Annotated in this window: 20 protein-coding genes and 1 pseudogene; 16 read left to right on the top strand and 5 right to left on the bottom strand. The window is 62.4% G+C overall.

Going from position 1 to position 24600, the window contains the following annotated elements; genetic code table 11:
* Positions 1-131 precede the first annotated feature (131 nt).
* Complete coding sequence (locus tag OEG82_RS18685) at positions 132-1088, top strand: TAXI family TRAP transporter solute-binding subunit (RefSeq protein ID WP_267613879.1); 957 nt, start codon at positions 132-134, stop codon at positions 1086-1088.
* A 93-nt stretch (positions 1089-1181) separates the two neighbouring features.
* Positions 1182-2939 carry a TRAP transporter permease gene (locus OEG82_RS18680; RefSeq protein ID WP_267615006.1) on the top strand — a complete coding sequence of 586 codons (1758 nt, stop codon included), beginning with the start codon at positions 1182-1184 and terminating at the stop codon, positions 2937-2939.
* On the opposite strand, the gene OEG82_RS18675 is transcribed toward OEG82_RS18680, so the two are convergent.
* From OEG82_RS18675 to OEG82_RS18665, 3 genes are all read right to left on the bottom strand, one after another.
* Positions 2843-3382 carry a DUF2087 domain-containing protein gene (locus OEG82_RS18675; protein ID WP_267613878.1) on the bottom strand — a complete coding sequence of 180 codons (540 nt, stop codon included), beginning with the start codon at positions 3380-3382 and terminating at the stop codon, positions 2843-2845. The two genes, OEG82_RS18680 and OEG82_RS18675, sit on opposite strands and share 97 nt — an antisense overlap.
* A 313-nt stretch (positions 3383-3695) precedes the next feature.
* The gene (locus OEG82_RS18670) at positions 3696-4016 is read right to left on the bottom strand and encodes a type II toxin-antitoxin system RelE/ParE family toxin (protein ID WP_267613877.1); all 321 of its coding nucleotides are present in this window, start codon (positions 4014-4016) and stop codon (positions 3696-3698) included.
* Entirely contained in the window at positions 4013-4258 is a 246-nt protein-coding gene (locus OEG82_RS18665; protein WP_267613876.1) for a type II toxin-antitoxin system ParD family antitoxin, read from the bottom strand. Before OEG82_RS18665 ends, OEG82_RS18670 begins: the two co-directional genes overlap by 4 nt.
* 392 nt (positions 4259-4650) lie before the next feature.
* Between OEG82_RS18665 and mraZ the strand changes: the two genes are divergently transcribed.
* From mraZ to OEG82_RS18600, 13 genes and pseudogenes are all read left to right on the top strand, one after another.
* On the top strand, positions 4651-5079 hold the full coding sequence (mraZ, locus tag OEG82_RS18660) for a division/cell wall cluster transcriptional repressor MraZ (RefSeq protein WP_267613875.1): 429 nt from the start codon (positions 4651-4653) through the stop codon (positions 5077-5079).
* Positions 5080-5105: 26 nt separating this feature from the next.
* Complete coding sequence (gene rsmH / locus OEG82_RS18655) at positions 5106-6131, top strand: 16S rRNA (cytosine(1402)-N(4))-methyltransferase RsmH (RefSeq protein WP_267613874.1); 1026 nt, start codon at positions 5106-5108, stop codon at positions 6129-6131.
* 3 nt (positions 6132-6134) lie between these two features.
* The gene (gene ftsL, locus OEG82_RS18650; RefSeq protein ID WP_267613873.1) at positions 6135-6491 is read left to right on the top strand and encodes a cell division protein FtsL; all 357 of its coding nucleotides are present in this window, start codon (positions 6135-6137) and stop codon (positions 6489-6491) included.
* A 29-nt stretch (positions 6492-6520) separates the two neighbouring features.
* A complete protein-coding gene (locus OEG82_RS18645) occupies positions 6521-8224 on the top strand; it encodes a peptidoglycan D,D-transpeptidase FtsI family protein (protein ID WP_267615005.1) in 1704 nt (567 codons plus the stop codon).
* A gap of 79 nt (positions 8225-8303) precedes the next feature.
* A pseudogene (locus tag OEG82_RS18640) lies at positions 8304-9774 on the top strand (UDP-N-acetylmuramoyl-L-alanyl-D-glutamate--2,6-diaminopimelate ligase).
* A complete protein-coding gene (locus OEG82_RS18635; protein ID WP_267613872.1) occupies positions 9771-11204 on the top strand; it encodes a UDP-N-acetylmuramoylalanyl-D-glutamyl-2,6-diaminopimelate--D-alanyl-D-alanine ligase in 1434 nt (477 codons plus the stop codon). Before OEG82_RS18640 ends, OEG82_RS18635 begins: the two are co-directional and overlap by 4 nt.
* Before the next feature lie 21 nt (positions 11205-11225).
* Positions 11226-12329 carry a phospho-N-acetylmuramoyl-pentapeptide-transferase gene (gene mraY / locus OEG82_RS18630; RefSeq protein ID WP_267613871.1) on the top strand — a complete coding sequence of 368 codons (1104 nt, stop codon included), beginning with the start codon at positions 11226-11228 and terminating at the stop codon, positions 12327-12329.
* Positions 12330-12333: 4 nt separating this feature from the next.
* Complete coding sequence (gene murD, locus OEG82_RS18625; RefSeq protein WP_267613870.1) at positions 12334-13755, top strand: UDP-N-acetylmuramoyl-L-alanine--D-glutamate ligase; 1422 nt, start codon at positions 12334-12336, stop codon at positions 13753-13755.
* Positions 13748-14902 carry a putative lipid II flippase FtsW gene (gene ftsW / locus OEG82_RS18620; RefSeq protein WP_267613869.1) on the top strand — a complete coding sequence of 385 codons (1155 nt, stop codon included), beginning with the start codon at positions 13748-13750 and terminating at the stop codon, positions 14900-14902. Before murD ends, ftsW begins: the two co-directional genes overlap by 8 nt.
* Before the next feature lies 1 nt (position 14903).
* Positions 14904-16034 (top strand): undecaprenyldiphospho-muramoylpentapeptide beta-N-acetylglucosaminyltransferase, encoded by a 1131-nt coding sequence (gene murG, locus OEG82_RS18615; RefSeq protein WP_425497600.1) that lies wholly within the window; start codon positions 14904-14906, stop codon positions 16032-16034.
* Entirely contained in the window at positions 16031-17461 is a 1431-nt protein-coding gene (gene murC, locus OEG82_RS18610) for a UDP-N-acetylmuramate--L-alanine ligase (protein ID WP_267613867.1), read from the top strand. The genes murG and murC overlap by 4 nt, the downstream gene beginning before the upstream one ends.
* The gene (murB, locus tag OEG82_RS18605) at positions 17458-18435 is read left to right on the top strand and encodes a UDP-N-acetylmuramate dehydrogenase (protein ID WP_425497599.1); all 978 of its coding nucleotides are present in this window, start codon (positions 17458-17460) and stop codon (positions 18433-18435) included. Before murC ends, murB begins: the two co-directional genes overlap by 4 nt.
* A gap of 130 nt (positions 18436-18565) precedes the next feature.
* On the top strand, positions 18566-19405 hold the full coding sequence (locus tag OEG82_RS18600; RefSeq protein WP_267613866.1) for a GGDEF domain-containing protein: 840 nt from the start codon (positions 18566-18568) through the stop codon (positions 19403-19405).
* A 203-nt stretch (positions 19406-19608) separates the two neighbouring features.
* Here the strand turns inward: OEG82_RS18600 and OEG82_RS18595 are convergent, their stop codons facing one another.
* Positions 19609-20715 carry a DmpA family aminopeptidase gene (locus OEG82_RS18595; protein WP_267613865.1) on the bottom strand — a complete coding sequence of 369 codons (1107 nt, stop codon included), beginning with the start codon at positions 20713-20715 and terminating at the stop codon, positions 19609-19611.
* A 204-nt stretch (positions 20716-20919) separates the two neighbouring features.
* Positions 20920-22824, bottom strand: coding sequence for a putative bifunctional diguanylate cyclase/phosphodiesterase (locus OEG82_RS18590; RefSeq protein WP_267613864.1), 1905 nt, complete (start codon positions 22822-22824; stop codon positions 20920-20922).
* A 665-nt stretch (positions 22825-23489) separates the two neighbouring features.
* Between OEG82_RS18590 and OEG82_RS18585 the strand changes: the two genes are divergently transcribed.
* Entirely contained in the window at positions 23490-24482 is a 993-nt protein-coding gene (locus OEG82_RS18585) for a GGDEF domain-containing protein (RefSeq protein ID WP_267613863.1), read from the top strand.
* The last annotated feature ends 118 nt before the right edge of the window (positions 24483-24600 follow it).

The following is a 24600-nucleotide window of genomic DNA, read 5'->3' as shown; positions in this document are numbered from 1 at the left end:
GCCGCAGCACAGGTGTCGGAACCGCGCCGGGAAGCGGCACCGGCATTTGCAAATTGCGATCAGGCTTTTTTCATGCGAAGACCCCGTTCCAGGATCAGGATATGGTCTCAAACGCTGTTGGGAGAAAGCAATTGAAAACGAATACGGTATTTCTGGCCTTGAGCCTGGGCGTCAGCCTGTTTGCCTCGAGCGCGCTGGCTGAAACGCGCATCACCTACAAATCCGCCAAAACCGGTTCATCCTACTACCAGATGGGCGTGCAGCTTGCCGAAGCGATGAAGGCCGGCACCAATGGCGACATCATTGTCACCGTGGAAGAGAGCCAGGGCTCGGTTCAGAACGTCATGGAAACCAAGGCGCGCGGTGGCGATTACGTGTTCACCACGCCGCCGGTGCTGGTGACGCTGGCGCAGGGCGGCAAGGCCATGTTCGAGGGCAAGGGCGATCCGAAATTCGACGAGATCCGGGCGCTGTTCCCGATCCCGTCGCTGACCATGCATTTCGTCATGTCGGCCGACAGCGGCGTCACCGATTTTGCCGGCATGGAAAACAAGACCATCCTTCTGGGCAAGGGCTCCTTCGGCGCCACCGAAGGCGAGAAATATCTCAAGCTGTTCGGACTTGAAGGCAAGGTCAATCTTGCCGAGGTAGAGCTCTCCAATGCGGTGCCTGCGCTCAAGAACGGCCAGATCGACGGCTTTGTCACCGCCGGATCATGGCCCGCGCCGAACGTCATTGAAGCCGCAGCCTCCACCGATGTCGTGGTGCTGTCGCTCAGCGACGAGCAGATTACGGAAACAAAGCGGGCGAAGCTGGTGATCCCGGCCGGCACCTATAGCGGCCAGACCGCCGACATCACCACCACATCGCTGCCGGTCGCAGCTTTCACCACCACGGCCATGAGCGATGACGCCGCCTATCAGCTGACCAAGACCTTCTGGGAAAGCAAGGCGTCAATGAGCGAAGGCGCGCCCTGGTGGAAGGGTGTCGACACCGCGCTGATGGCCAATATCACCAGCAAGCTGCACCCGGGCGCCATCCGCTACTACACCGAAGCCGGCGTCGAACTGACAGCCGCGCAGCAGTAAGTCCTGCACGGCGCTCCCCGGATCCAAATGCCGGGGAGCGCCGAGAGCACCTCAAGACCATCATCACAAAGACCGGGAGCCTGTCGGATGCGAATGGCCATGATTGCCAGCGCCGCCTGTCTGGTGGCATTTCATCTGGGCCTGATATTCTGGGGCCTGGTCCCCAATCTGGTCAGTCGGCCGCTGCATCTGGCGCTCGCCCTGCCGTGGATCTTCCTCTTCGTCGAAGGCGGCACGGCCAGACGCTGGTCGGGCATCGTGCTGTGCTTGCTCGGCATGGCAGCCTGCATCTGGGTCGCCTGGCAGCATTCCGCACTTGGCGATCAATACGGCTTTCTCGAGGGCCGTTTCCAGGTTGGAATCGCGGTCATTTTGTTGGTGGTGGTGCTGGAGGCGGCGCGCCGGGCAATCAGCTGGCCGCTGCCGCTGGTGGCCCTGCTGGCGCTGCTTTACGGGTTGTTCGGCCAGCATATTCCGGGTGAATTCGGCCATTCCGGCACGCCGCTTGCCAGCTTTCTCGGCACGCTGACCATTGCCGAAGGCGGCATCTGGGGCAGCCTGGCGGGCGTCTCGGTCAGTGTCGTGGCGATCTTCGTGATCTTCGGCGCCGTGCTCAATGCCGGCGAGGCAGGCCAGGGCTTCATGAATATTGCGTCTGCCGCCGCAGGCCGGCTCAAGGGCGGCGCTGCCAAGGTCTCGGTGATTTCCTCGGCGCTGTTCGGCTCGATCTCGGGTTCGGCCTCGGCCAATGTCGCTTCCACCGGCGCGATCACGCTGCCGGCGATGACGAAGCTCGGCTATCCCAAAAGGCTGGCAGCGGCGGTCGAGGCGGTGGCATCGTCGGGCGGGCAGATCATGCCGCCGCTGATGGGCGCGGGCGCCTTCGTCATGGTCGAACTCACCGGCGTTCCCTATACCGCCATCATGGCCGCCGCCGTGCTGCCGGCGCTGCTCTATTTCTTCGCGGTCTGGGTCGGCATCAATGCCTATGCGGGACGCTATGACCTGGCAGGTCTTGCCGAGGACGACCGCCCGGGCCTGCGCGCGGTGATCATCACCTCGGCATTCTTTGCTGTTCCCTTCGCGGTGCTGATGTGGGGCATGTTCGTCACCGGCATGACACCGCAATATGCCGCCAGCATGGCGATCCTCGTCGGCTTCGTGATGCTGTTTTTCCATGCCGACGGGACATTCAGTCTCGGCCGCAGCCTCGACCGGCTGGAAAATGCGCTGATCAACGCCTCGCGCCAGGTGTCGATGATCGCGGCCATCATCCTGTGCGCCTCGATCATCATCGGCGTGTTGTCGATCACCGGGCTGGGGGTGAAGATCACCTCGCTGATCCTGTCAGCCTCGGGCGGCATGTTGTGGCCGTCACTGCTGCTGACGGCACTTGCCTGCCTGGTGCTGGGCATGGAGGTGCCGACCACGGCGGCCTATGTTATCTGCGTCTCGGTGGCGGGGCCGGCCTTGTCGAAACTCGGCCTGGAGCCGCTGCAGGCGCATCTGTTCGTGTTCTGGTTTGCGCTGTTGTCGACGATCACGCCGCCTGTCTGCGGGGCCGTGTTCATCGCGGCCGGCATGGTCGGAGAGAACTGGCTCAAGGTGGCCGTCACCGCCATGAGCCTCGGCGTCGGGCTCTACATCATCCCGCTGACCATGATTGCCAATCCGTCGATCATCGCGGTTGCAACGGAGCCGCTGGCCGCCATTGTAACGCTGGGCCAGATCGGGCTGGGTCTGGCGCTGATCTCCTATGCGTTGATCGGCGCGTTCAGGCTCTTGCCCCGTCTCGGGCTGGGACTGGCGGGATTTCTGGTGCTGTTCGCACCGGTGATGCTGGCTGGCTGAGCGCTGGCGCCGGTTTGGCGCCGGGTTTCAAGCAACGAGATCAACGCTCTTGCTTCTGGTGGAGGGGTTTGTTCCTTGCGGCAATAATCCGATCCATCCGGTTTGCGCGTCACCATGCCGAGACTGAACAGGGTGCGGCGCAGGATCGCCGGATCCTCGAAGAGATGAGCCCGGCGCAGGCGTGCGTTGATCTCGCGCTCGGTCATCAGGGTGCGCGCCGGCAATTGTGCCCATAGCGCCCAGAGGCACAGGTCCTGGGTCTTGCGGCGTGACGGCCATTTCCGCCACCGGCCGGTGGAATCGAACTGGTTAAGCGTTCGTTCGACCAGTTGATGATCAATGATTTGATGGGCTTGAGGCGTGGCCAACCGTTGTCCAGCCACATGGGAGGCGCGCAGGTGCTGGAAATTGCGAAATCCGGCGGCGCGCGACGCCATGTTCATCAGAGCAAGATGCTAAGCTGGTTGCTCGCCGTCGCTGATTTGCCGCGCCATAGCGCGGGTGAAAGCGGAGATATCCTCCACCACAAGCGGAATTGATTGTTTTGACATGTCACATCCATGCGTGCCCGCAGAAAGATCGCTGTTCGCTGACTTGACAATGCGAGCACTGGACGGAGTTGCCTTGCGCTACGGATCTAGATGGCAGGTTTAGCTTCCCTTCAAGGGACAGCGACGCCTCGGTGGCTGCCGACCGTAAAGACAGATTATCACGGCTTTCCGGATTTTTGCCAGCGCTTTTTGTATCCACCGGCATTCAATCAAACGAGGAAAACGGATCGTTATCCGCAAACAGAGCCTCATGATCCCTCGACCCATGCAACACGCGCACTACGGCCAATTCACCCTGCCAGTTCATGAAGAAAACAACATGGCTGCCATGGGGAAAGCTTTTCAAACCCTCGCCTAATTCGGGCCGAAGCCGCCCGATGTGAGGGTGCTGTCCAATATGGCCAAATACCGCGAACAGCTCGTGGATGTAGGCTGAAGCGAGCGTTTCACCCCAGGTTTCCTGGCCATAGACAAAGATGTCTTGCAAATCCTGGGTGGCTTCCCGGGAAAGAACATAGCTGCTCACTGGCTCTGCTTTCGCGCCTTTGCCTGCCGGATGATGTCTTCGGGGCTTGTCCGGCTGATGTCGCCTGTCTTGATCGAGGCGACACCTTGGGCGAGGTCGCGCCGGAGTGCTTCGAGCTGGAGAAGTTGCTCCTGCTGCCGGCGAAGCGCGTCGCGGACGACCTCGCTTGCATTGTTGAAGACGCCGGATTTGACCTGTTCGGCCACATATTGCTCCCACGTTCTGCCAAGGGAAAAATTCATAACCAATCCTCCTGCTTCAGATCCAGATATAGAGTTTGTATAAATAGATGGCAATTATTTACATTACGGCCGGACCAGCCGACTTCATTTTGCCCCCTCGGGTCCCCTCCAACATGCCTAACACATCGTTAATCTTGACAGGTTATTAATGGGGCAAAGTCGTGGTTCAGATGGGAGTGGTTCCCATTGACGCCCATGGTGGCCCATGTTATCCCAAACTGCAAAGATCAGCAGGCGGACATCCGCCGTTTCCTCCCCCAACGGACTGTGGTTCCAGCCAGGAACCGCGCAGGTGGTTTTCGCCGCCAAAAGTTCTGCGTGTGCGGATGGACGGGGACAAAGCGGAGGATCAATGAGGTGGGGCCAGAAGGCGGAAGCGGCGGTACAGAGTCATGAACCGGTTCCTGTCGAATGCGACAAACAGGATCGACGCGAAGGGGCGGGTTTCCGTGCCGTCGATGTTTCGTGCCGTGTTGGCGCGGGCGGCGGTCGAGGAGCTCTATGCCTGGCAGGATTTCGTGTTTCCGGCGGTCTCGATGGCCGGACCGGAAGTGCTGGACCGCTTCGAACGGATGATGGGCGCGCAGGATCCGTTTTCGGCCGAAGCCAACGAGATGTCGCTGCTCATTCATGGCGGCGGGGTGTTCATGAAGCTCGACGGCGAGGGTCGGCTTCTGGTGACGGATTTCATCCGCGATTTCACGGGCATCACCGACAAGGTGACGTTTGCGGGACGGGGGGATCATTTTCAGCTCTGGGAACCGGCGGCATTCGAGGAAATGCAGTCGCGCGCCCGGAAAGAACGAACGGCCAGAACCTGACCGTTTGCAACGGATGGAGAAGCGGAATGACGGTGGACAAGGGCGACGGTGACACTGACGCCCATGGCGGACCAGTCCGCCATATTCCGGTTCTTCTCCGTGAGGTTCTGGCGAGCCTTGCACCCGCTCCCGGCGAAACCATCGTCGACGGCACCTTTGGGGCCGGCGGCTACACCGCAGCGATCCTCGAGGCCGGTGCGCAGGTGATTGCCTTTGACCGAGACCCGGATGCGATTGCAGCCGGTGCAGCCATGGTCGAGGCCTCCGGCGGCAAGCTCACTCTCATTCATGACCGGTTTTCCGAGCTGCTCGAACATGTCGAGGAGGCGAGCCTCGATGGCGTGGTGCTCGATATCGGCGTGTCCTCCATGCAGATCGACGAAGCCGATCGCGGCTTTTCCTTCATGCGCGACGGCCCGCTCGACATGCGCATGGGCCAATCCGGCGTCAGCGCCGCCGATGTGGTCAACCGCGCCAAGGTCTCCGACATGACCCGGATCTTCGGAATTCTAGGCGAAGAGCGCCATGCCGGGCGCATTGCCGGGGCGATCGAGACCGAGCGGCAGAAGGCCCGGTTCGAAACCACCCGGCAACTGGCGGGCCTGATCGAAAAGGTGTCGCCGCGGCGGCCGCAGGACAAGATCCATCCGGCAACCCGCGTGTTTCAGGCGCTGCGCACCTATGTCAATGACGAGCTCGGCGAACTGGCGCAGACGCTGTTTGCCGCCGAGCGCGCGCTCAAGCCCGGTGGCCGGCTGGTGGTGGTGTCGTTCCATTCGCTCGAAGATCGTATCGTCAAACGCTTTTTCCAGGATCGCGCCGGCAAGGCGTCGGGCTCGCGGCACCTGCCGATGGTGGCCGAGAAGGTTTCCACCTTCACGCTGACCGGCAAGCAGCCGGTGACGGCGACCGAGGCCGAATGCGAGATCAATCCGCGCTCCCGCTCGGGCAAGCTGCGGGCCGGCCTGCGCACCGCGGCACCTGCCGGAAAGGCCAGCGCCGACATCCTTCCCGTTCCCAACCTTGCCGCGCTTGCGGCGCATGGAGGCTGAGTCATGTTGCGAACTCTCGACCTGGTGCTGGTTGGCGCGATGATCGCCGCGGCCACAGTCACCTACCAGATCAAGCACGCCGCCGAAGAGAAGCTCGAGGATGTCCGCGAGCTTCAGGCCGAAATTCGGCTGCAGGAAGAGACAATCGACCTTCTGGAGGCTGACTGGAGCCTGCTCAATCAGCCCTCGCGGCTGCAGCGGCTGTCCACGGCGTTCGAAACGGAACTCGGCCTGAGGCCGATAGAGCCCGAGCAGATGGCCCAGCCGGACGAATTGCCGGGCAGGGCAAGCGATTTTGAACCGCAGCTGGCCGAAAGCGGAACGGATGCAGAATTGACAACGGGATCGGTGAAACCATGAGAACCCTGGGCAACTTTATCTCCGGCAGCATGTCAGACAGCCACCCCGCGGAGGGCCACAGCCGCTCCCAGCGCGAATTCGAGGGCGTGCGCAAGGCGCAGGGCGCCCAGGCGCGAAACCGCATCATCATCGCCATCGCCTGTTTCGGTGTGATCTATTCCGTCATCGGCGCGCGGCTTGTCCAGTATGGCATGCGTTCGCCCGAAACCGTGTCATCGATCCAGCGCGCCGACCAGTTGCTGATCTCGCGCCCCGATCTCGTCGACCGCAATGGCGAGGTGCTGGCCACCGACATTCGTACCGTGTCGCTGTTTGCCGAACCCAACAAGATCGTTGATGCCGACGAGGCCGTCGAGCTGCTTGCCACAGTGCTGCCCGATCTCGACATGCGCGGCATTCATCGCAAGCTGTCATCGAATTCGAGATTCCAGTGGCTGCGACGGCAACTCACCCCGAAGCAGCAGAGCCAGATCCTGTCGCTGGGCATTCCCGGCATCGGCTTCCGGCCGGAAACGCGGCGGTTTTACCCCGGTGGACCGACAGCCTCGCATGTCGTCGGCCACGTCAATATCGACAATCGCGGCATTGCCGGCATGGAAAAATATGTCGACGGGCAGGGGCTTGGCGATCTCGCCGCCGCCGGCATGACGGTCAATGAGGACATGAAGCCGGTCAAGCTGTCGCTGGATCTTCGGGTCCAGCATGTGCTGCGCGACGAGCTCGCCGCGGCCATGGACCGCTACAAGGCGATCGCCGCCGCCGGCGTCGTGCTCAATGTTCACACCGGCGAAGTGGTCGGCATGTCGTCGCTGCCAGATTACGATCCGAACAATCCGGTGGAAGCGCTGCAAAAGGACCGGCTCAACCGGATGTCGGCAGGCACCTATGAGATGGGCTCCACCTTCAAGGCGTTTACCACCGCCATGGCGCTCGATTCGGGCAAGGTGAAAATTTCCGATTCCTTCGATGCGCGCGGATCGATCCGCATCGGCGGCTTCACCATCCGCGATTTCCACGGCAAGAACCGGGTGCTCTCAGTGCCGGAAATCTTCATCTATTCCTCCAATATCGGCACCGCCCGCATGGCCGATCTGGTCGGCATTGACGGGCACCAGGAGTTTCTCACCCGCCTGGGACTGCTGTCGCGGATGCAGACCGAACTGCCGGAAGTGGCGACGCCGCACCAGCCCGATGTCTGGAAGAAAATCAATTCGATCACCATTTCCTTCGGCCATGGCGTGTCGACGACACCGTTGCAGACCGCCGTTGCCGCCGCCGCGCTGATGAATGGCGGCAAGCTGATCGAGCCGACATTCCTGCCGCGCACGGTCGAGGAAGCCAACAAGGTCGCCGTCAATGTGATCTCGCCCGCCACCAGCGACAGCATGCGCTACCTGATGGAGCTGAATGTCGCCAAGGGCTCGGGCCGGCGCGCGGAAGTCGAAGGCTTTCATGTCGGCGGCAAGACCGGTACGGCGGAAAAGGTGGTCAATGGCCGCTATTCCTCGGCGGTGCGGTTCAACGCCTTCCTGTCGGCATTTCCGATCGACGATCCGCAATATGTCGTGCTGGTGGTGGTGGACGAGCCCAAGCCCGAGGAAGGCATGCACTCGGCCACAGCAGGCCTGAATGCGGCGCCGATGGTTAGTGCCGTCATTCGCCGCTCGGCGGGCTTTCTCGGCGTCAAACCGCAATTCGGAAGCGGCGCGCAGGAATTGTCCCTGTCATACTGATAACACAACTGGCGGGCAGGTCAGCACCAGCCGAACCCGAACCGCCATCCACAGCGACCACGAAAGACCAGTGCATTTCATGAAACTGTCCGCCCTGATTTCCGCTCTGCCGCCAGAAAGCTTTGCCAACGGGCCGTTGCCCGAGCATGACCTGCCCGTGACCGGACTGACTGCCGACAGCCGCGCGGTCGAGCCGGGTTTCGTGTTCTTTGCGCTGTCCGGCGTGAAGACCGACGGCGCACGGTTTGCACTCCAGGCCATTACCAGCGGCGCCGTGGCCATTGTCGCGGGCCCCGATGCGGATCTCTCCGACGTCGCGGTGCCGGTGCTTCGGGCCGCCGATCCACGGCTGGCGCTGGCGCGCATGGCGGCGGCATTTTTCGGCCCCCAGCCGCGCATCATCGCAGCCGTCACCGGCACTGCCGGCAAGACCTCGGTCGCCTCATTCCTGCGCCAGATCTGGGCCCATGCCGGCGAACAGGCCGCAATGATCGGCACCACCGGGGTGGTCGCGCCCGGCCGGGTCGATTACGGCACGCTGACCACGCCCGATCCGGTGGCATTGCACCGGCTTCTCGCCGATCTCGCCAGCGAAGGAGTCACCCATGCGGCGATGGAAGCCTCCAGTCACGGCCTCGACCAGCGCCGGCTTGACGGCGTCGCGCTTTGCGTTGCCGGGTTTACCAATCTCGGCCGCGATCATCTCGACTACCATCCGGACATGGACTCCTATATGGCCGCTAAGATGCGGCTGTTCGACACGCTTCTGCCCAAGGGTGCGCCGGCGGTGATCTTTGCCGATGACGTCTGGTCGGGGCGCGCTGTCGAAGCTGCCGAACGCGCCGGCGCGCGCGTGCTCACCGTTGGCCGCAAGGGCGGGTTCCTGAGCCTCAAGCGGGTGGAGCATCTGCGCCACAAGCAGATTGCAGAAATTCATTATGACGGACGCATATTCGAGGTGCATCTGCCGCTGGCGGGTGATTTCCAGATTTCAAACGCGCTGGTCGCCGCCGGCATGGCAATCGCCACCGGCACTTCCGCAGACCAGGTGATGGCGGCGCTCGAGCATCTGACTGGCGCCTCGGGCCGGCTCGAACTGATCGGCTCGACGGCTGAGGGCGCGCCGGCCTATGTGGATTACGCGCACAAGCCCGAGGCGCTGGAAAATGTGCTCGAGGCGGTGCGGCCGTTCACCACCGGGCGCATCGTCGTGGTGTTTGGCTGCGGCGGAGACCGGGATCGCGGCAAGCGGCCGATCATGGGCGAAATCGCCAGCCGGCTGGCCGATGTGGTGATCGTCACCGACGACAATCCGCGCTCCGAGGATCCGGCGGCGGTGCGCGCCGAGATCATGGCAGCGGCCGGTGGCGCCACCGAGATCGGCGACCGCGCCGAGGCGATCAGACAGGCCGTCGCGCTTCTGAACGCCGGCGATACCCTGATCGTTGCGGGCAAGGGGCATGAGCAGGGACAGACCGTGGGTGACAAGGTCCTGCCTTTCTCGGATCATGCAGAGATCTCGCAAGGCGCTGGAGGATCTCAAGGCATGAGCTTGTTGTGGACCACACAGGACATGGTCGAAGCCATGAACGGCCGCCCGGTCGGGAATTTTCCCGACGGCGTCGTCGGCATTTCGATCGACAGCCGGACGGCGGGCGAGGGCGATGCCTTCTTCGCCATCAAGGGCGACCGCTTCGACGGGCATGATTTCGCCAGTGTGGCCGTGGCCAATGGCGCAAGCCTGCTGGTGGTGTCGGAATCCAAATTGCCGGCGCTCGGCCGGGTGACGGCGCCGATGATCGTCGTCAATGATGTGCTCGAAGCGCTTGAAGATCTGGGCCGCGCCTCGCGCGCCCGCTCGGAGGCGAAGATCATCGCCGTCACCGGCTCGGTCGGCAAGACCTCGAGCAAGGAAATGCTGCGCCATGCGCTTGAACCCAGCGGCGAGGTGCATGCGTCCGCGGCGTCCTTCAACAATCATTGGGGCGTGCCGCTCACGCTGGCGCGGATGCCGGCAAGCGCAAGGTTCGGCGTGTTCGAAATCGGCATGAACCATCCCGGCGAAATCCGTCCGCTGGTCAAGATGGTGCGCCCGCATGTGGCGATCATCACCACGATCGCGGCGGCGCATATGGGCAATTTCAAGAACCTGACCGAGATCGCTGCCGCGAAATCGGAAATCATGGAAGGGCTGGGCAAGCAGGGCCATCTGCTGCTCAACCGCGACAATGACAAATATGGCTGGCTGCGGAAGCGCGCCGGTGAACTCGGCGTCGGCAATGTTCATTCCTTCGGCGAAAATCCCAAATCGGACTACCGGCTGCTCAATTGCAAGCTGCTTGCCGATTGTTCGACCATCACTGCCCGCATTGGCGGCGAGGATATCGTGGTCAAGATCGGCGCGCCGGGGCGTCACCTGGTGCAGAACGCGCTTGCGGTGCTGGGTGCAGTCCAGCTTGTCGAAGCGGATCTGGCCAAGGCGATCCATGCGCTTGCCGGTATTGCGGCCGAAAAGGGCCGCGGCGCCCGCCACACGCTCCAGATCGACGGTGGACGCTTCGTGCTGATCGACGAGAGCTACAATGCCAATCCGGCTTCGATGCGCGCGGCGCTCGAGCTGCTGCGCGACACGCCGGTCCGGCTGCGCGGGCGGCGCATTGCGGTTCTGGGCGACATGCTGGAGATGGGGCGTTTTTCGGAACGGGTGCACCGCGATCTGGCTGCCCCCCTGCGCAATGCCAATGTCGACATGGTGTGCCTTGCAGGCGCCGAGATCCGGGTGCTTCGCGACGAATTGGGGGCCGATGTCGAAACGGTCTACCGCGAAGACGCCGGCGGGCTGGCCGAGCATCTCAAGAGCGTGCTGCGCGACGGCGATGTGGTGATGGTCAAGTCCTCGCTCGGTATCGGCTTCGGACGCATCGTCAAGGCGTTGCTTGACAAGTATACGGCACTGCCTGACAGCAGCACTCAAGATTAAACGGCGCGGGGGCCGAAGCATATGCTCATCTGGTTGGTGGATCTGGCGGACAAGGCCCAGTTTTTCAATCTTTTCAGATATATAACCTTCAGGACCGGGGCGGCAATGTTCACCGCGGCGCTGATTGTGTTTCTGTTCGGACCTCGAATCATCGCCTCTTTGAAGGTGCGGCAGGGCCGTGGCCAGCCGATCCGGGCCGACGGACCGCAGACCCATTTCCTCAAGGCCGGCACGCCGACCATGGGCGGATTGATGATCCTGGCGGGCATCGTCGGCTCCTCGCTGTTGTGGGCCGATCTGTCGAGCGTCTATGTGGTGACGACGCTGCTGGTCACCCTCGGCTTCGGCGCCATCGGTTTTTACGATGACTATCTCAAGGTCACCAAGCAGACCGACAAGGGGTTTTCCGGCAAGGCGCGGCTCGGGCTGGAATTCATCATCGCCGGGCTCGCGGTGTTTTTCATCATGCAGGCCTCGCTGGCCGCGCCCACCGTCCACGGCACGACGTTCGGGACCTCGGTTGCATTTCCGTTTTTCAAGGACCTGCTGTTCGATCTGGGCTTCTTCTTCATCGTCTTCGGCGCCTTTGTCATCGTGTCTGCCGGCAATGCGGTCAACCTGACCGACGGGCTCGACGGACTCGCCATCGTGCCGGTGATGATTGCCGCCGCCTCCTTTGGCGCCATCGCCTATCTCGCCGGTAACGCCGTGTTCGCCAATTACCTGCAGATCCATTTCGTGCCCGGCACCGGTGAGCTGGCGGTCATTCTCGGGGCAGTGATCGGCGCCGGGCTCGGGTTCTTGTGGTTCAACGCGCCGCCGGCGGCGATCTTCATGGGCGACACCGGCTCGCTGGCGCTGGGCGGCCTGATCGGCACCGTGGCGGTTGCCACCAAGCACGAGATCGTCATGGCGATCATCGGCGGCCTGTTCGTCATTGAGGCGCTGTCGGTGATCATTCAGGTTGGCTGGTTCAAGATGACCGGCAAGCGCGTCTTCCTGATGGCGCCGATCCACCATCATTTCGAAAAACTCGGCTGGACCGAAAGCCAGATCGTGGTCCGGTTCTGGATCATCTCGGTCGGGCTCGCGATGATCGGGCTTGCGACCCTGAAGCTGAGGTGAATCGATGATTCCCGCCTCAACATTTCGCGATCGGCGCGTGGCACTCTTCGGGCTCGGCGGCTCGGGGCTCGCCACGGCGAAATCGCTGACCGCCGGTGGCGCGCACGTGATGGCGTGGGATGACAATCCGGCCCAGGTCGCAGCCGCGCAGGCGGCCGGCATTCCGGTGGCCGATCTGCATGACATCGACTGGGCCTCGCTGAACACGCTGGTGCTGGCGCCGGGCGTGCCGCTGACCGATCCGAAGCCGCACTGGACCGCGGAGCTGGCCAACCGCCATGGGGTCGAAATCATCGGCGATGTCGAGATCTTTGCCCGCGAACGCCGCGCGCATGCGCCGGGCAGTCCTTTCATCGCCATCACCGGCACCAACGGCAAATCCACCACCACGGCGCTGATTGCACACCTGATTGCGCATAGCGGCCGCGACGCGCAACTGGGCGGCAATATCGGCACCGCAGTTCTCACACTGGCGCCACCGGCTCCGGGCCGGGTGCATGTCGTCGAGTGTTCTTCCTACCAGATCGATCTGGCGCCCTCGCTCGATCCGAGCGCAGGCCTTCTGCTCAATCTCACCCCGGATCATCTCGACCGGCACGGCTCGATGCAGCATTATGCCGAGGTCAAGACCCGGCTGGTGGCGCAAAGCGACCTTGCCATCATCGGCGTAGACGATGATTGGTGCAGCGGCATTGCCGAGCTGCTGGAAAGCAAGGGCCGCCGGGTCGAACGGATTTCCAAGGACCAGAAGCTGGCAGACGGTTTTCATGCGCAGGGATCGAAGATCCTCCAGGCCGGCAATGGCAGCTCGCGCGAAGTGGCCGATCTTGATGGCATCACCACCCTGCGCGGTGCACATAATGCACAAAATGCAGCCGCCGCGATTGCTGCCTGCCGCAGCGTGGGGCTGAGCGATGACGAGATCCGCGCCGGTCTGGCGGCCTTTCCAGGCCTCAAGCACCGGATGCAGCCGGTGGCGCGGCTGGGCGCGGTGGTGTTCGTCAATGATTCCAAGGCCACCAATGCGGAAGCTGCCGCACCGGCGCTTCAGAGTTTCGAGCGGATTTACTGGATTGCCGGCGGCCTGCCCAAGGAGGGCGGCATTGCCGCTCTGGAGCCCTATTTCCCGCGCATTGCCAAGGCCTATCTGATCGGCGAGGCGGCAGCCGGCTTTGCTGCGAGCATCGGCGCGCATGCGCCGTTCGAGATTTCGGGCACGCTCGACAAGGCGGTCGCGGCTGCGGCGTCGGACGCGGCTGCGGATCCGGCAGCCATGCCGGTAGTGCTGCTGTCGCCGGCCTGCGCCAGTTTTGATCAATACCGCAATTTCGAGGTCCGGGGCGACGCCTTCGTAAGCCTGGTGTCGGCTCTGGATGATATCGAGATGCTGATTGATGTCGAAAGCAATGGAGAAAACCATGGTTAGCCGAGTCGAACGCGGACTGGTCGCCGACTGGTTCTGGACCATTGACCGCCTGTTCCTCGCGGTCTTCGTCGGGCTGATGGGCATCGGGCTGATGTTGTCCTTTGCGGCCAGCCCGGCCGTGGCGGAGCGGCTGGGGCTCGACAGTTTTCACTTTGTCACACGCCACGGAATTTTCCTTATCCCGGCTCTGCTGGTGATGGTCGGTGTGTCGTTTCTCAGCCCGCGCCAGGTGCGCCGCGCCGCCCTGGGCCTGTTGATCGGGTCGATCGCGATGATGGTTCTGGCCCTGTTTTTCGGCGTCGAGATCAAGGGCTCGCGGCGCTGGATGTCGGTGCTCGGCGTATCGGTGCAGCCGTCGGAATTCATGAAGCCGGCCTTCGTGGTGATGTGCGCCTGGCTGTTTTCGGAACGTTCGCGCCATCCCGACATTCCCGGCAATCTGTTTGCCATCATTCTTTTCGGCATTGTCGCGGCCCTCTTGGTGGCCCAGCCTGACCTTGGCCAGACCATGCTGACCGCCGCGGTCTGGGGCGGCATGTTCTTCATGGCCGGCATGTCCTGGTTCTGGATCGTGCTGCTGGGCGGTCTGGCCATGGCCGGCTTCGTCTCGGCCTATTTCATGTTCCCGCATGTGGCCGAACGCATCAACGGGTTTCTGTTCGGTGAGGGTGACAGTTTCCAGGTTGACACGGCACGCGAGGCGATCATTCGCGGGGACTGGCTGGGCCAGGGGCCGGGCGAGGGCACCATCAAGCGGATCCTGCCCGACAGCCACACCGATTTCGTCTTCTCCGTAGCGGCAGAGGAATTCGGCATCGTGTTCTGCATGATCCTGGTGGCGCTGTTCGGATTCCTGGTCATTCGCGGCCTGATGCGCGCCGGCCGGGAACAGGATGATTTCACCCGCCTGGCGGTGGCCGGGCTGGCGTTGCTGATCGGTTTCCAGTCCTTCATCAATATCGGTGTCAATCTCGAATTGCTGCCGGCCAAGGGCATGACCCTGCCGCTGATCTCCTATGGCGGCTCCTCGATGATCGCGGTGTCGATCACTGCCGGCTTCATGCTGGCGCTGACCCGGCGCAGACCGGAAAGCCGGGCGCAGCCGCGCGCGGTCTACCGGCCGGCCGCTCCCGTGGCGGCGGAATAGAATGATGGCTGAGAGCAAACTGTTCCTGCTGTCGGCGGGCGGCACCGGCGGACATCTGTTTCCGGCCGAGGCGCTGGCACATGAACTCATCGCGCGGGGCCACCGGGTGCATCTGGTCACCGACAGCCGTGCGGCACGGTTCGCCGGCACATTTCCGGCGTCCGAAATCCATGTGGTGCGGTCGGCGACGATCGGGTCGAAGAACCCGGTCAAGGTGATCAAGTCGCTGTGGACCCTGTTCAAGGGTGTGCGCGAAGCCGGCAAGCTCATGCGCTCCATCCGGCCCGATGCGGTGATCGGCTTTGGCGGCTACCCGACGATCCCGCCCTTGCTGGCGGCATCGAATGCCGGCCTGCCGACAATGGTGCACGAGCAGAACGCGGTGATGGGCCGGGCCAACAAGGCGCTGGCCTCCCGGGTCAAGGCCATTGCCGGCGGCTTCCTGCCCGAAGGCAGGGGCGCGCATGCAAGCAAGATCGTGATCACCGGCAACCCGGTGCGTCCGGAAGTGATTGCGGCAGCGGACATCCCCTATGTCCCGTCCGAGGCAGGCGAGACGTTCCGGCTGGTGGTGTTCGGCGGCAGCCAGGGTGCACAGTTCTTCTCGGAAGCCATTCCCGCGGCCATCGGCTTTCTGCCGCAGGAGCTGCGGGCGCGGCTGGACCTGGTCCAGCAGGCTCGCCCCGAAGATGAAGCCCATCTCAGGACATGGCTTGAAGAGCTCGGCGTCAAGGCCGAAGTCTCGCCGTTCTTTAACGACATGGCCTCGCGCATCGCGGCGGCGCATCTGGTGATTTCGCGCTCGGGCGCCTCGACGGTTTCGGAAATCGCGGTGATCGGCCGCTCCGCGATCCTGGTGCCCTATCCCTTTGCGCTCGACCATGACCAGGCTGCCAATGCCGCAGCACTTATGGCCATGGGCGGCGCCAGCGTCATCAAGCAGGGCGAGCTGACCCCGAAAGTGCTTTCGGGCATGATTGCCGACCGGATGAACGATCCCACCGGCCTTGCCGCCACCGCAGCCGCCGCCAGGGCGACAGGGAAACCTGATGCGGCGCGCTTGCTTGCCGATCTGGCAGAAGCTATTGCGGGGGGTATCACCCCCGATCAATTCAGGAGCACGCACGCATGAAAATGCCGCAAACCATAGGTCTTGTTCATTTTGTCGGCATTGGCGGCATCGGCATGAGCGGCATTGCAGAGGTTCTCAACAATCTCGGCTACAAGGTGCAGGGCTCTGATCAATCGGAAAGCGCCAATGTGCAGCGGCTGCGCGACAAGGGCATCGAGGTCCATATCGGCCATGCGGCGGACAATCTTGGCGAGGCCGAAGTGGTGGTGGTCTCGACCGCGATCAAGAAGAACAATCCGGAACTGGTGGCCGCGCGCGAGCGGCTGATCCCGGTGGTGCGGCGCGCCGAAATGCTGGCCGAGCTGATGCGCTTCCGCAATGCGATCGCCATCGGCGGCACCCATGGCAAGACCACAACCACCTCGATGGTGGCGACACTGCTGGAAGCCGGCGGGCTGGATCCGACCGTGATCAATGGCGGCATCATCAATGCCTATGGCACCAATGCGCGCATGGGCGAGGGCGAGTGGATGGTGGTCGAGGCCGATGAGAGCGACGGCACCTTCCTCAAGCTGCCGGCCGACATCGCGGTGATCACCAATATCGATCCCGAGCATCTTGATCATTACGGCACCTTTGATGCCGTGCGTGCGGCGTTCCGGTCTTTCGTCGAGAATGTGCCGTTCTACGGATTTGGCGTGATGTGTCTCGACCATCCGGAAGTGCAGGCGCTGGTCAGCCGCATCGAGGACCGCCGGGTCATCACCTATGGTGAAAACCCGCAATCGGATGTGCGTTTTTCCAACCACCGCATGGACGGACCGGTGTCGGTGTTCGACGTGGTGATCCACAGCCGCAAGACCGGCGAGAGCGTCGAGCTCAGGGATCTGCGGCTGCCGATGCCGGGCAAGCACAATATCTCCAATGCGGTCGCCGCCATTGCGGTCGCCTATGAGCTGGGGCTGACGCCGGAGCAGATTGCCAGCGGCCTGGGACAGTTCGGCGGGGTCAAGCGCCGCTTCACCAATACCGGCAACTGGAACGGTGTCGAGATCTTTGACGACTACGGCCACCACCCGGTGGAAATCAAGGCAGTGCTGTCGGCGGCCCGCGATGCGTGCCCGTCGCGCGTCATCGCGGTGGCCCAGCCGCACCGCTACACCCGGCTTGAAAGCCTGTTCGATGATTTCTCGGCCTGTTTCAACGATGCCGACACGGTGATCATGGCGCCGGTCTATGCCGCCGGCGAAGACCCGATCGAGGGCATCAATTCGGCCACGCTGGTTTCGAGCCTGAAGGCCGGCGGCCATCGCGACGCGCGGTTGATCGACGGGCCGGCCGCACTGGCGCCGCTGATCGCCGAGATTGCCCGGCCCGGTGACTATGTCGTCTGCCTTGGCGCGGGCACGATCACCCAGTGGGCCAATCAATTGCCGGCGGAGCTTTCCGCCTTGAAGCCCGCAGCCGTTGGCGGGGGTGGTGCATGAAGCCGCTGCAGGTCGATGGCGATAAGCTTCTGACGTCGCTGGGTGACAGGCTCGGCGCGGTGCGCGGCCGGCTGACTGCCAATGCCGACATGTCGAAGATCACCTGGTTCCGCACCGGCGGGCCGGCGGAGGTGCTGTTCCAGCCGCTCGACGAAGACGATCTGGCGACATTCCTTGCGGCCCTGCCGGAAGACATTCCGGCGCTGCCGGTCGGCATCGGCTCCAACCTCCTGGTGCGCGACGGCGGAATTCCCGGCGTCGTCATCCGGCTCTCGGCCAAGGGCTTTGGCCGGGCTGAGCAGGTTTCCGATACGCGGCTTGCTGCCGGTGCGGTCTGCCCCGACAAGCATCTGGCTGCCCTGGCGCTGGAAAGCGGGCTTGGCGGGTTTCATTTCTATCACGGCATTCCGGGCGCCATCGGCGGGGCGCTCAGGATGAATGCCGGCGCCAATGGCTCGGAAACCCGCGAGCGGGTCGTCGAGGTGCACGCCATCGACCGCAAGGGCGAGCGGCATGTGCTGTCCAATGCCGAAATGGGCTACGCCTACCGGCATTCCTCGGCGCCGAAAGACCTGATCTTCACCCGTGCCATCTTCGAGGGCACGCCGGCAGGCAAGGATGAAATCCGCGCCGCGATGGACGCAGTTCAGCATCACCGCGAGACGGTGCAGCCGATTCGCGAAAAGACCGGCGGCTCGACCTTCAAGAACCCGGAAGGGCATTCGGCCTGGAAGGTGATCGACGAAGCCGGCTGCCGCGGCCTGGCTGTCGGCGGCGCGCAGATGTCGCCCATGCACTGCAATTTCATGATCAACACCGGCCAGGCTTCGGGCTATGAGCTCGAACATCTGGGCGAAACCGTGCGCGCCCGGGTGCTGGAGACGTCGGGCATCCGACTCGAGTGGGAAATCAAGCGGCTGGGCCTGTTCGAACCGGGGCAGGTGGTGCAGGAATTTCTCGGCCAGCTGGTTTAGCGTCACAGGGTGCCGGAACGGGGCAGAAGCGTCCTGATACGGCGCATCGGCCTTTCCCGTCGAAGCAATCGCGGAAGCATAATTTTAACCGGTGAATCTTAAGGTGCGCTTGTAAACCGGGAGTGCATTCATGATCCGCGTGACCCGCGATTGGGTGATCAAACAGCTGTTGTTCGCGGAATTTGACTCCTACCGGGACGTGGTCCGCAAAGCGGTCTGGGTCGGGTTCAAGCTGTCGCTGCTGGCCTATGCGCTCAATGTTTGCGCACATCTGCTGCTCGACTGGTCCGGGCTGCTGCCCTATTCGCTGTCTTCCGCACTGGTCATTGCCACGGTGCTGACGCCGCCGATCACCTTCATCCTGTCGGGAATTGCCTATGTGGCAGTCGGCCTGGCCATTCACGATCTCGGGGTCTCGCGGGCGAAGCTCGAACGGCTAAGCCGCACCGACATGCTGTCGGGGCTCTTGAACCGCCGGGCCTTTCTCGAGGCTTTCGACGAATGCCACCGGGAAAAATCGTTGATGGTCATCGACATCGATCATTTCAAGCGGGTCAATGACAGTTGCGGCCATCTGGTCGGCGATGAGGTGATCATCGAGGTCGCGTCGATGATCACCAGCGTCTTCGACGGCGAGAGCGTGTGCGCGCGCATCGGCGGCGAGGAATTCGCGGTCTTCAACGGCAGCCTGAATTTTGCGGAATTTGCCGCGCTGGGAGAGATCACTCGCAGGCAGATTGCCGCGAAACGAATCCGCGTGGGCAACACGGCGCTTGGGGTCACCGTCTCGGGCGGTGTGGCCCGGGCCCTGCCGGCGCAGAAATTCGGCGAGACCTTTTCCCGTGCCGACAAGGCGCTGTACGCCGCCAAGACCCGAGGCCGCAACCGGATCGCGCTGTGCTACGAAACGGACCAGGGCTATGACGCGGATGAAGACGAAAGTTACGCTCCGACAAGCAATGCGGCCTGATGCCTAGAGCCGTTCATCTTGAAATTGCAAGGAGGACTTGCATTGCATTCCCGGAAGCACCGCAACTGCCTTGCTTGGATGTTTTTTCCGCACCAGCGTCGTCAAAATCCTCGCACGATGCGCTGCATCGTGACTGCGGTATTTTCCTAGCTGGCGCGAAAAGTCCATTCCATCAACCTTCTTCCATTTAAAGATGAACGGCTCTAAAGCCCGAAGGCCTGTCTGACCGCGGCATGCGGCAGAGCCGGCACCAGATTTCCATCGCGCCCGACCATCGTCTCATTGGCGATCATCGCATTGAGGATGGCCTTCTCGGTCGCCTGCACCACGGCCTCGAAGAACGGGTCGATGTCTTCGTCGGGCACAAAGCGGGCGGAGCGGACCGCACCGGGGCTGAAATCCGAATGCGCGGTCGAGAATGCCAGGAAGATATCGCCCGAGCCATGGGTGGCCATTCCGCCGGTCCTGCCGATGCCGAAGCTGACGCGCCGGGCCAGCCGCTTCAATTGATGCGGCAGAAACGGCGCATCGGTGGCGACAATGGCGATGATCGAGCTCAACTCGGTGTCGCGTGTGGCCTGGCGCATCTGCGGCAATTCCGGATCGGTGCCGATGGTGCGGCCCAGCACGGTGAAATGCCGGCGGCTGCCGAAATTGGCCTGGACGAACAGTCCGACGGTGAACGTTTCCCCGCCATAGCTGACCAGCCGCGAGGCGGTGCCGGAACCGGCCTTGAAGCCGAAACATTTCATGCCGGTGCCGCCGCCGACACTGCCTTCCTCGATGGCACCGCCCCTGGCCGCGTCGATTGCCGCCAGCACGTGATCCGCCGTGACATGAAACCCGTTGATGTCGTTGAGGAAGCCGTCATAGGTTTCGGCCGCGACCGGCAGCGCGAAATCATCATGGTAACGCTCGGCCAGACAGTCGACCGCCCAGCGGATCGTCGCGTCGCGGGCAATCCCGCAGGAATGGGTGTTGGTGATGGTGACCGGCAGCGCCATCTTTCCGGTTTCCTCGATGTAATGGCTGCCGCTGAGCTCACCATTGCCATTGAGGCTGAAGAAGCCGGCAAACAGCGGCGTGTCGATCTCGGCGCGCGGACGCGGCAGGATCGCGGTCACACCGGTGCGCACCGGACCTGTGCCCTGCTGCAGCGCGCCGTCGCCCGAAATCAGCGTCGTGTAACCGACGCTGACACTGGCCACATCGGTGATCGCATTCCATGGTCCGCTGATACCTTCGAACGGCAGGCCGAGTGCTCTGGCGCGCAGCTTGCCCGACGGGGTGACTTTCCATTCCGGGTTCATGGCACACGCCTCACAGCCGCCGGGTTTTTGAGGATGGCGCCCGTACAGCCCTGTCGGGGTCCAGGCAACACGCAGAATGCTCGGGCGGGCACGACGCATCTCCGGCGTGGTGATGTCATCTCACAACGGCTTGAAATTGGAAAGCCGCCGGTGGGTCAGCCGCAGGCCGATGCGCGACCGGGCAAGCCCTCCGGGGCTCCTGGGTCAGGCGGTTTGTGCTGCTGCGGCGCGCCGTTCACTTTGGGCCCTGATCATGTTCATGGCGGCCTTGGCCGACATCGGCCTCCCATAGAGATATCCCTGGATCAGGTCCGGCTGCAGGTCGGCCAGGATGATCATCTCGTTTTCGGCTTCGACGCCTTCGAGAACGCAGCGCAGGTCGAGCTTGCGGCACAATCCGATCACCGCGGCGACGATCTCCCGCGATGTGGTGCTGTGGGCAACCTTGCGGACGAAGCTTCTGTCGATCTTGACCTTGTCGAGCGGAAGCTGATCCAGATATTCGAAGCTCGAATATCCGGATCCGAAATCGTCCAGCGCGATCTTGCAGCCGCTGGCGCGCAGCTTTTCCAGCAGGGCTCTTGAGGACGCAAGATCGGTCATGACCGCGGTTTCGGTGATCTCAAACTCGATCCGGCGAGCGGCAATGCCCGACTGCATGATCCTGCCGAGAAGCCGCAGGACGAAGGTGTGATCGGAAATGTCGTGGGCGGACAGATTGAACGACAGGCCGATATCTTCGGGCCAGTCCGCCAGGTTTTCAAGCGCTTTCTCGAACAGGATCGCCGTGACCTTGCGGATGTGGCCCGAGCGTTCCGCCGCCCGGATGAACTGGTCGGGTGCCACAAGGCCAAGTGTCGGGTTCTGCCAGCGCGCCAGCGCTTCAAAACCGGTCACCCGTTGCCGGCTGGGCGAGTATTGCGGCTGGAACAGAAGAAACAGCTCGCTGTCGAGGTCGGCTTCACGAAGCTGCCGCTCAATGGCGATTGCCTGCTGCATTTCCTCGTTTTCGGCCGTTTCGAAAAGCACGCACTGGCCGCGTCGATGTGCCTTAGCCTTGTAGAGCGCAAAATCGGCTTGCTCGTAGAGCTGGCCGCTGGATTGCCCCATGCTGGGGTAATGGGTGAACCCTGCCGACACGCCGACGGTGAGTTCCATCGGACCGACGGGGTAGGGGCAACTTACCGCCTGAATGACCTTGGCGCCGAACTGTTCGATATCCCGTTCAGCCTGTGATCCCGATACGATGCAAATGAATTCGTCGCCGCCGATGCGTCCGAAAGTGCAGCCGGGAAGGTTGAGTTTGGCGGACCGTTTGACGACGCGGCACAACAGGTCATCGCCGATCACATGGCCGTAGACATCATTGATTGCCTTGAAGCCGTCGAGATCAAAAATGCCGATCCAGAATGGCCGCTTCTGCGAGATGAAATAGTCGATCTTCTCGAACACCGCGCGCCGGTTGGGAATGCCGGTGAGCATGTCGGTGTCGGCAAGCCGTTGCGCCTTGGCGGCCAGTTCATCGGCAAGCAGACGGGCATCGATCTGCCGGCGGATAGCCTTGCGCAGCAGTGTCGCCATGCCGAGCGAGGCAAAGGCCGTGGCGACGCCGATGGACACATATTGGGTCAGAAGTTCAGCCGGGAGGCCGGAAGCGAACCAGTAGAGCGTCGCCAGCGAGATGGCGACACTGAACAGCGTTGTCCGCATCGTCACGCCGGTGGTCGAGAACACCACAGCCATCAGCGAGAAATAGACCAGCTTGGACTGCTCGAAATGGATCAGCAGGTAGGTGACGACGTTGATGTACATCAACATGTTGACCAGCAGTCCGCAGAGTTCGAGTTTGTTCAGGGTCAGCCGGTCGCCGACGGTCACATGCTGCCGGACCAGATAGTAGATCACCGCCGTTATGGCGCTCATGGATCCCAGGATTGCCAGCGTCAGGCCTGTTTCGTCACGCCAGTGGCTCCATGTGATGAAGACATAATAGGCGCAGGCCGGAAGCAGAAAGCCGCGGACGATCGGCCTGTAGGCTTCAGCCAGGGCCTGCTGCCGGACCGGATCAAGCCAGGACTTGTAGAAGGCGAACTGGCTGGGCAATTTCATGAGAATGCGACTTTCAGATCAGCATTTATCAAGTGCAGGCACGAAGCATGCGGGAAGCAGAGGGAAGGCTTCAGACGAATGAAACTAGAGGCTTGAAGTCTGAGAGTCCGGAGTTTTGTCTCTGAAATGCTCAATTGAAAATTCCGCAAATAGATTATTGCCAATTCTATAAGCGAAAACAATTAACGCAATAACTTGATGGCGATTATTGGTTGTGCAAATTCTAACCATGTATAATTTGGAGAGCTTGCTGTCTCTATGTTACGTGGATGAGCTTTGCGTCACTTTTCATAGCGCACCTGTTTGACGATCCTGGCCGTGCCGTAACCGCAGCTTTGGCGGGAAAGCCCGCCCCGCGGTCCAAGTGGGGTAGTGACACCGCGTTCGGGCCGCGTCAGTTCGGCATGGGCGCATGACGAGCTTTCCGGCATGCAGATTCGCAAAATAGATCATGTCAATTTTCCAAGAAATGAATGGTAACAAATCGAACTATGAGCCGGATTCAATATAATTTAAATTTTTTGGATAGTTTAGTTGTTTGAGAATTTCGCGCACAACCCTTTTTGTGTTGTGATATATTGAAATGAAAGTGTTGTTCGTTGGCTGGCGATCTGAACGGTGACATCGGCAGGTTCTCTGCAATCAAATGCTGCAACACCCTGGATATGTTGCCGGACGACGCGTTTGAGCGGATCACCCGGCTGGCAAGGACCATCACCGGCGCGCCGATCGTGGTGGTGGCATTCGCCGACGAGTCCCGGCAGTGGTTCAAGTCAAGCCAGTGCCTCGGCACATCGCAAGGCTCGGCGAACAACTCCTTTTGCACCCATACAATCCGGCAGAACGCTCCGGTGATTGTCGAGGATGCGCTGCTTGACGGCCGCTTTGCAGACCATCCGCTGGTCACCGGCAATTCCGCGATCCGCTCCTGCGTCGGGGTTCCGCTGATCACCCGCGAGGGGCATACGATCGGGGCCCTCTGCGTCATGGACACCGCGGCGCGCCAGCTTGCCAGAGACCAGGTCTCGCTGCTTGAAGATCTCGCCGGTCTGGTGGTCGAAGAGGTGGCGCTGCGCGCGACGGCAACGCTTGACAGCCTCACCGGGGCACTGTCGCAGGTTGCCTTCACCGAGGCGGCGACGCGTGACGTTGCGCGCTCCAGCCGCCACAGCAACAGCCTGTGCTGCGCCATCATCAATGTCGACCATTTCATGCAGATCAACGACCAGTATGGCCATGCTGCGGCCGACCGGGTGTTGTGCAACATCGTCGCCGTCTGCAAGGCCCAGCTTCGTGAATCCGATTATATCGGCCGGATGGCGGGCAAGGAATTCGCCATCATGCTGCCCTATGCCTCCTATGAGAAGGCGTTCGACACCGTCGAGCGCCTGCGCGCGGCGATCGAGGGCGCCATGATTGAGACCGAGAACGGTCCGCTCCGCGTCACCGTAAGCTGCGGTGTCTCGCTGTTTTCCCATGCCGCGCCGCGACTGGAGGAGATGCTGCGCCGCGCCGATGCAGCGATGCATCTTGCCAAGCGCCGCGGCCGCAATTGCGTCGTTAACATGGGCGACGTGACGAGGCGCGCGGCCGATGTGGCCGAAACCCGGCCTGCTCGGCCCGCTGTTGAACGCCTGGTGCCCGCCGGTCCCCATTGATGGCACCTTGGCCAGCATGCCCCGCATCTGCATTGCGCAGGCGCGGGGCATGCGCGGGCCTCCCGGAACAGCAAGAGGCAGACCTGTCCTGCTGATACGGCCGATGTCTTGCTGACCG

Source organism: Hoeflea ulvae (assembly GCF_026619435.1).
Taxonomy (GTDB): Bacteria; Pseudomonadota; Alphaproteobacteria; order Rhizobiales; family Rhizobiaceae; genus Hoeflea; species Hoeflea ulvae.
The sequence above is the reverse complement of the archived record's forward strand: the minus strand, read 5'-3'. Positions and strand labels throughout refer to the sequence as shown.

Coding starts and splice junctions, on each gene's coding strand:
- OEG82_RS18680 (WP_267615006.1), top strand. CDS start 1,182: ATGGCCATGATTGCCAGCGCCGCCTGTCTGGTGGCATTTCATCTGGGC.
- OEG82_RS18675 (WP_267613878.1), bottom strand. CDS start 3,382: ATGAACATGGCGTCGCGCGCCGCCGGATTTCGCAATTTCCAGCACCTG.
- OEG82_RS18665 (WP_267613876.1), bottom strand. CDS start 4,258: ATGAATTTTTCCCTTGGCAGAACGTGGGAGCAATATGTGGCCGAACAG.
- mraZ (WP_267613875.1), top strand. CDS start 4,651: ATGAACCGGTTCCTGTCGAATGCGACAAACAGGATCGACGCGAAGGGG.
- rsmH (WP_267613874.1), top strand. CDS start 5,106: ATGACGGTGGACAAGGGCGACGGTGACACTGACGCCCATGGCGGACCA.
- ftsL (WP_267613873.1), top strand. CDS start 6,135: ATGTTGCGAACTCTCGACCTGGTGCTGGTTGGCGCGATGATCGCCGCG.
- OEG82_RS18645 (WP_267615005.1), top strand. CDS start 6,521: ATGTCAGACAGCCACCCCGCGGAGGGCCACAGCCGCTCCCAGCGCGAA.
- OEG82_RS18635 (WP_267613872.1), top strand. CDS start 9,771: ATGAGCTTGTTGTGGACCACACAGGACATGGTCGAAGCCATGAACGGC.
- mraY (WP_267613871.1), top strand. CDS start 11,226: ATGCTCATCTGGTTGGTGGATCTGGCGGACAAGGCCCAGTTTTTCAAT.
- murD (WP_267613870.1), top strand. CDS start 12,334: ATGATTCCCGCCTCAACATTTCGCGATCGGCGCGTGGCACTCTTCGGG.
- ftsW (WP_267613869.1), top strand. CDS start 13,748: ATGGTTAGCCGAGTCGAACGCGGACTGGTCGCCGACTGGTTCTGGACC.
- murG (WP_425497600.1), top strand. CDS start 14,904: ATGATGGCTGAGAGCAAACTGTTCCTGCTGTCGGCGGGCGGCACCGGC.
- murC (WP_267613867.1), top strand. CDS start 16,031: ATGAAAATGCCGCAAACCATAGGTCTTGTTCATTTTGTCGGCATTGGC.
- murB (WP_425497599.1), top strand. CDS start 17,458: ATGAAGCCGCTGCAGGTCGATGGCGATAAGCTTCTGACGTCGCTGGGT.
- OEG82_RS18600 (WP_267613866.1), top strand. CDS start 18,566: ATGATCCGCGTGACCCGCGATTGGGTGATCAAACAGCTGTTGTTCGCG.
- OEG82_RS18595 (WP_267613865.1), bottom strand. CDS start 20,715: ATGAACCCGGAATGGAAAGTCACCCCGTCGGGCAAGCTGCGCGCCAGA.
- OEG82_RS18590 (WP_267613864.1), bottom strand. CDS start 22,824: ATGAAATTGCCCAGCCAGTTCGCCTTCTACAAGTCCTGGCTTGATCCG.
- OEG82_RS18585 (WP_267613863.1), top strand. CDS start 23,490: ATGTTGCCGGACGACGCGTTTGAGCGGATCACCCGGCTGGCAAGGACC.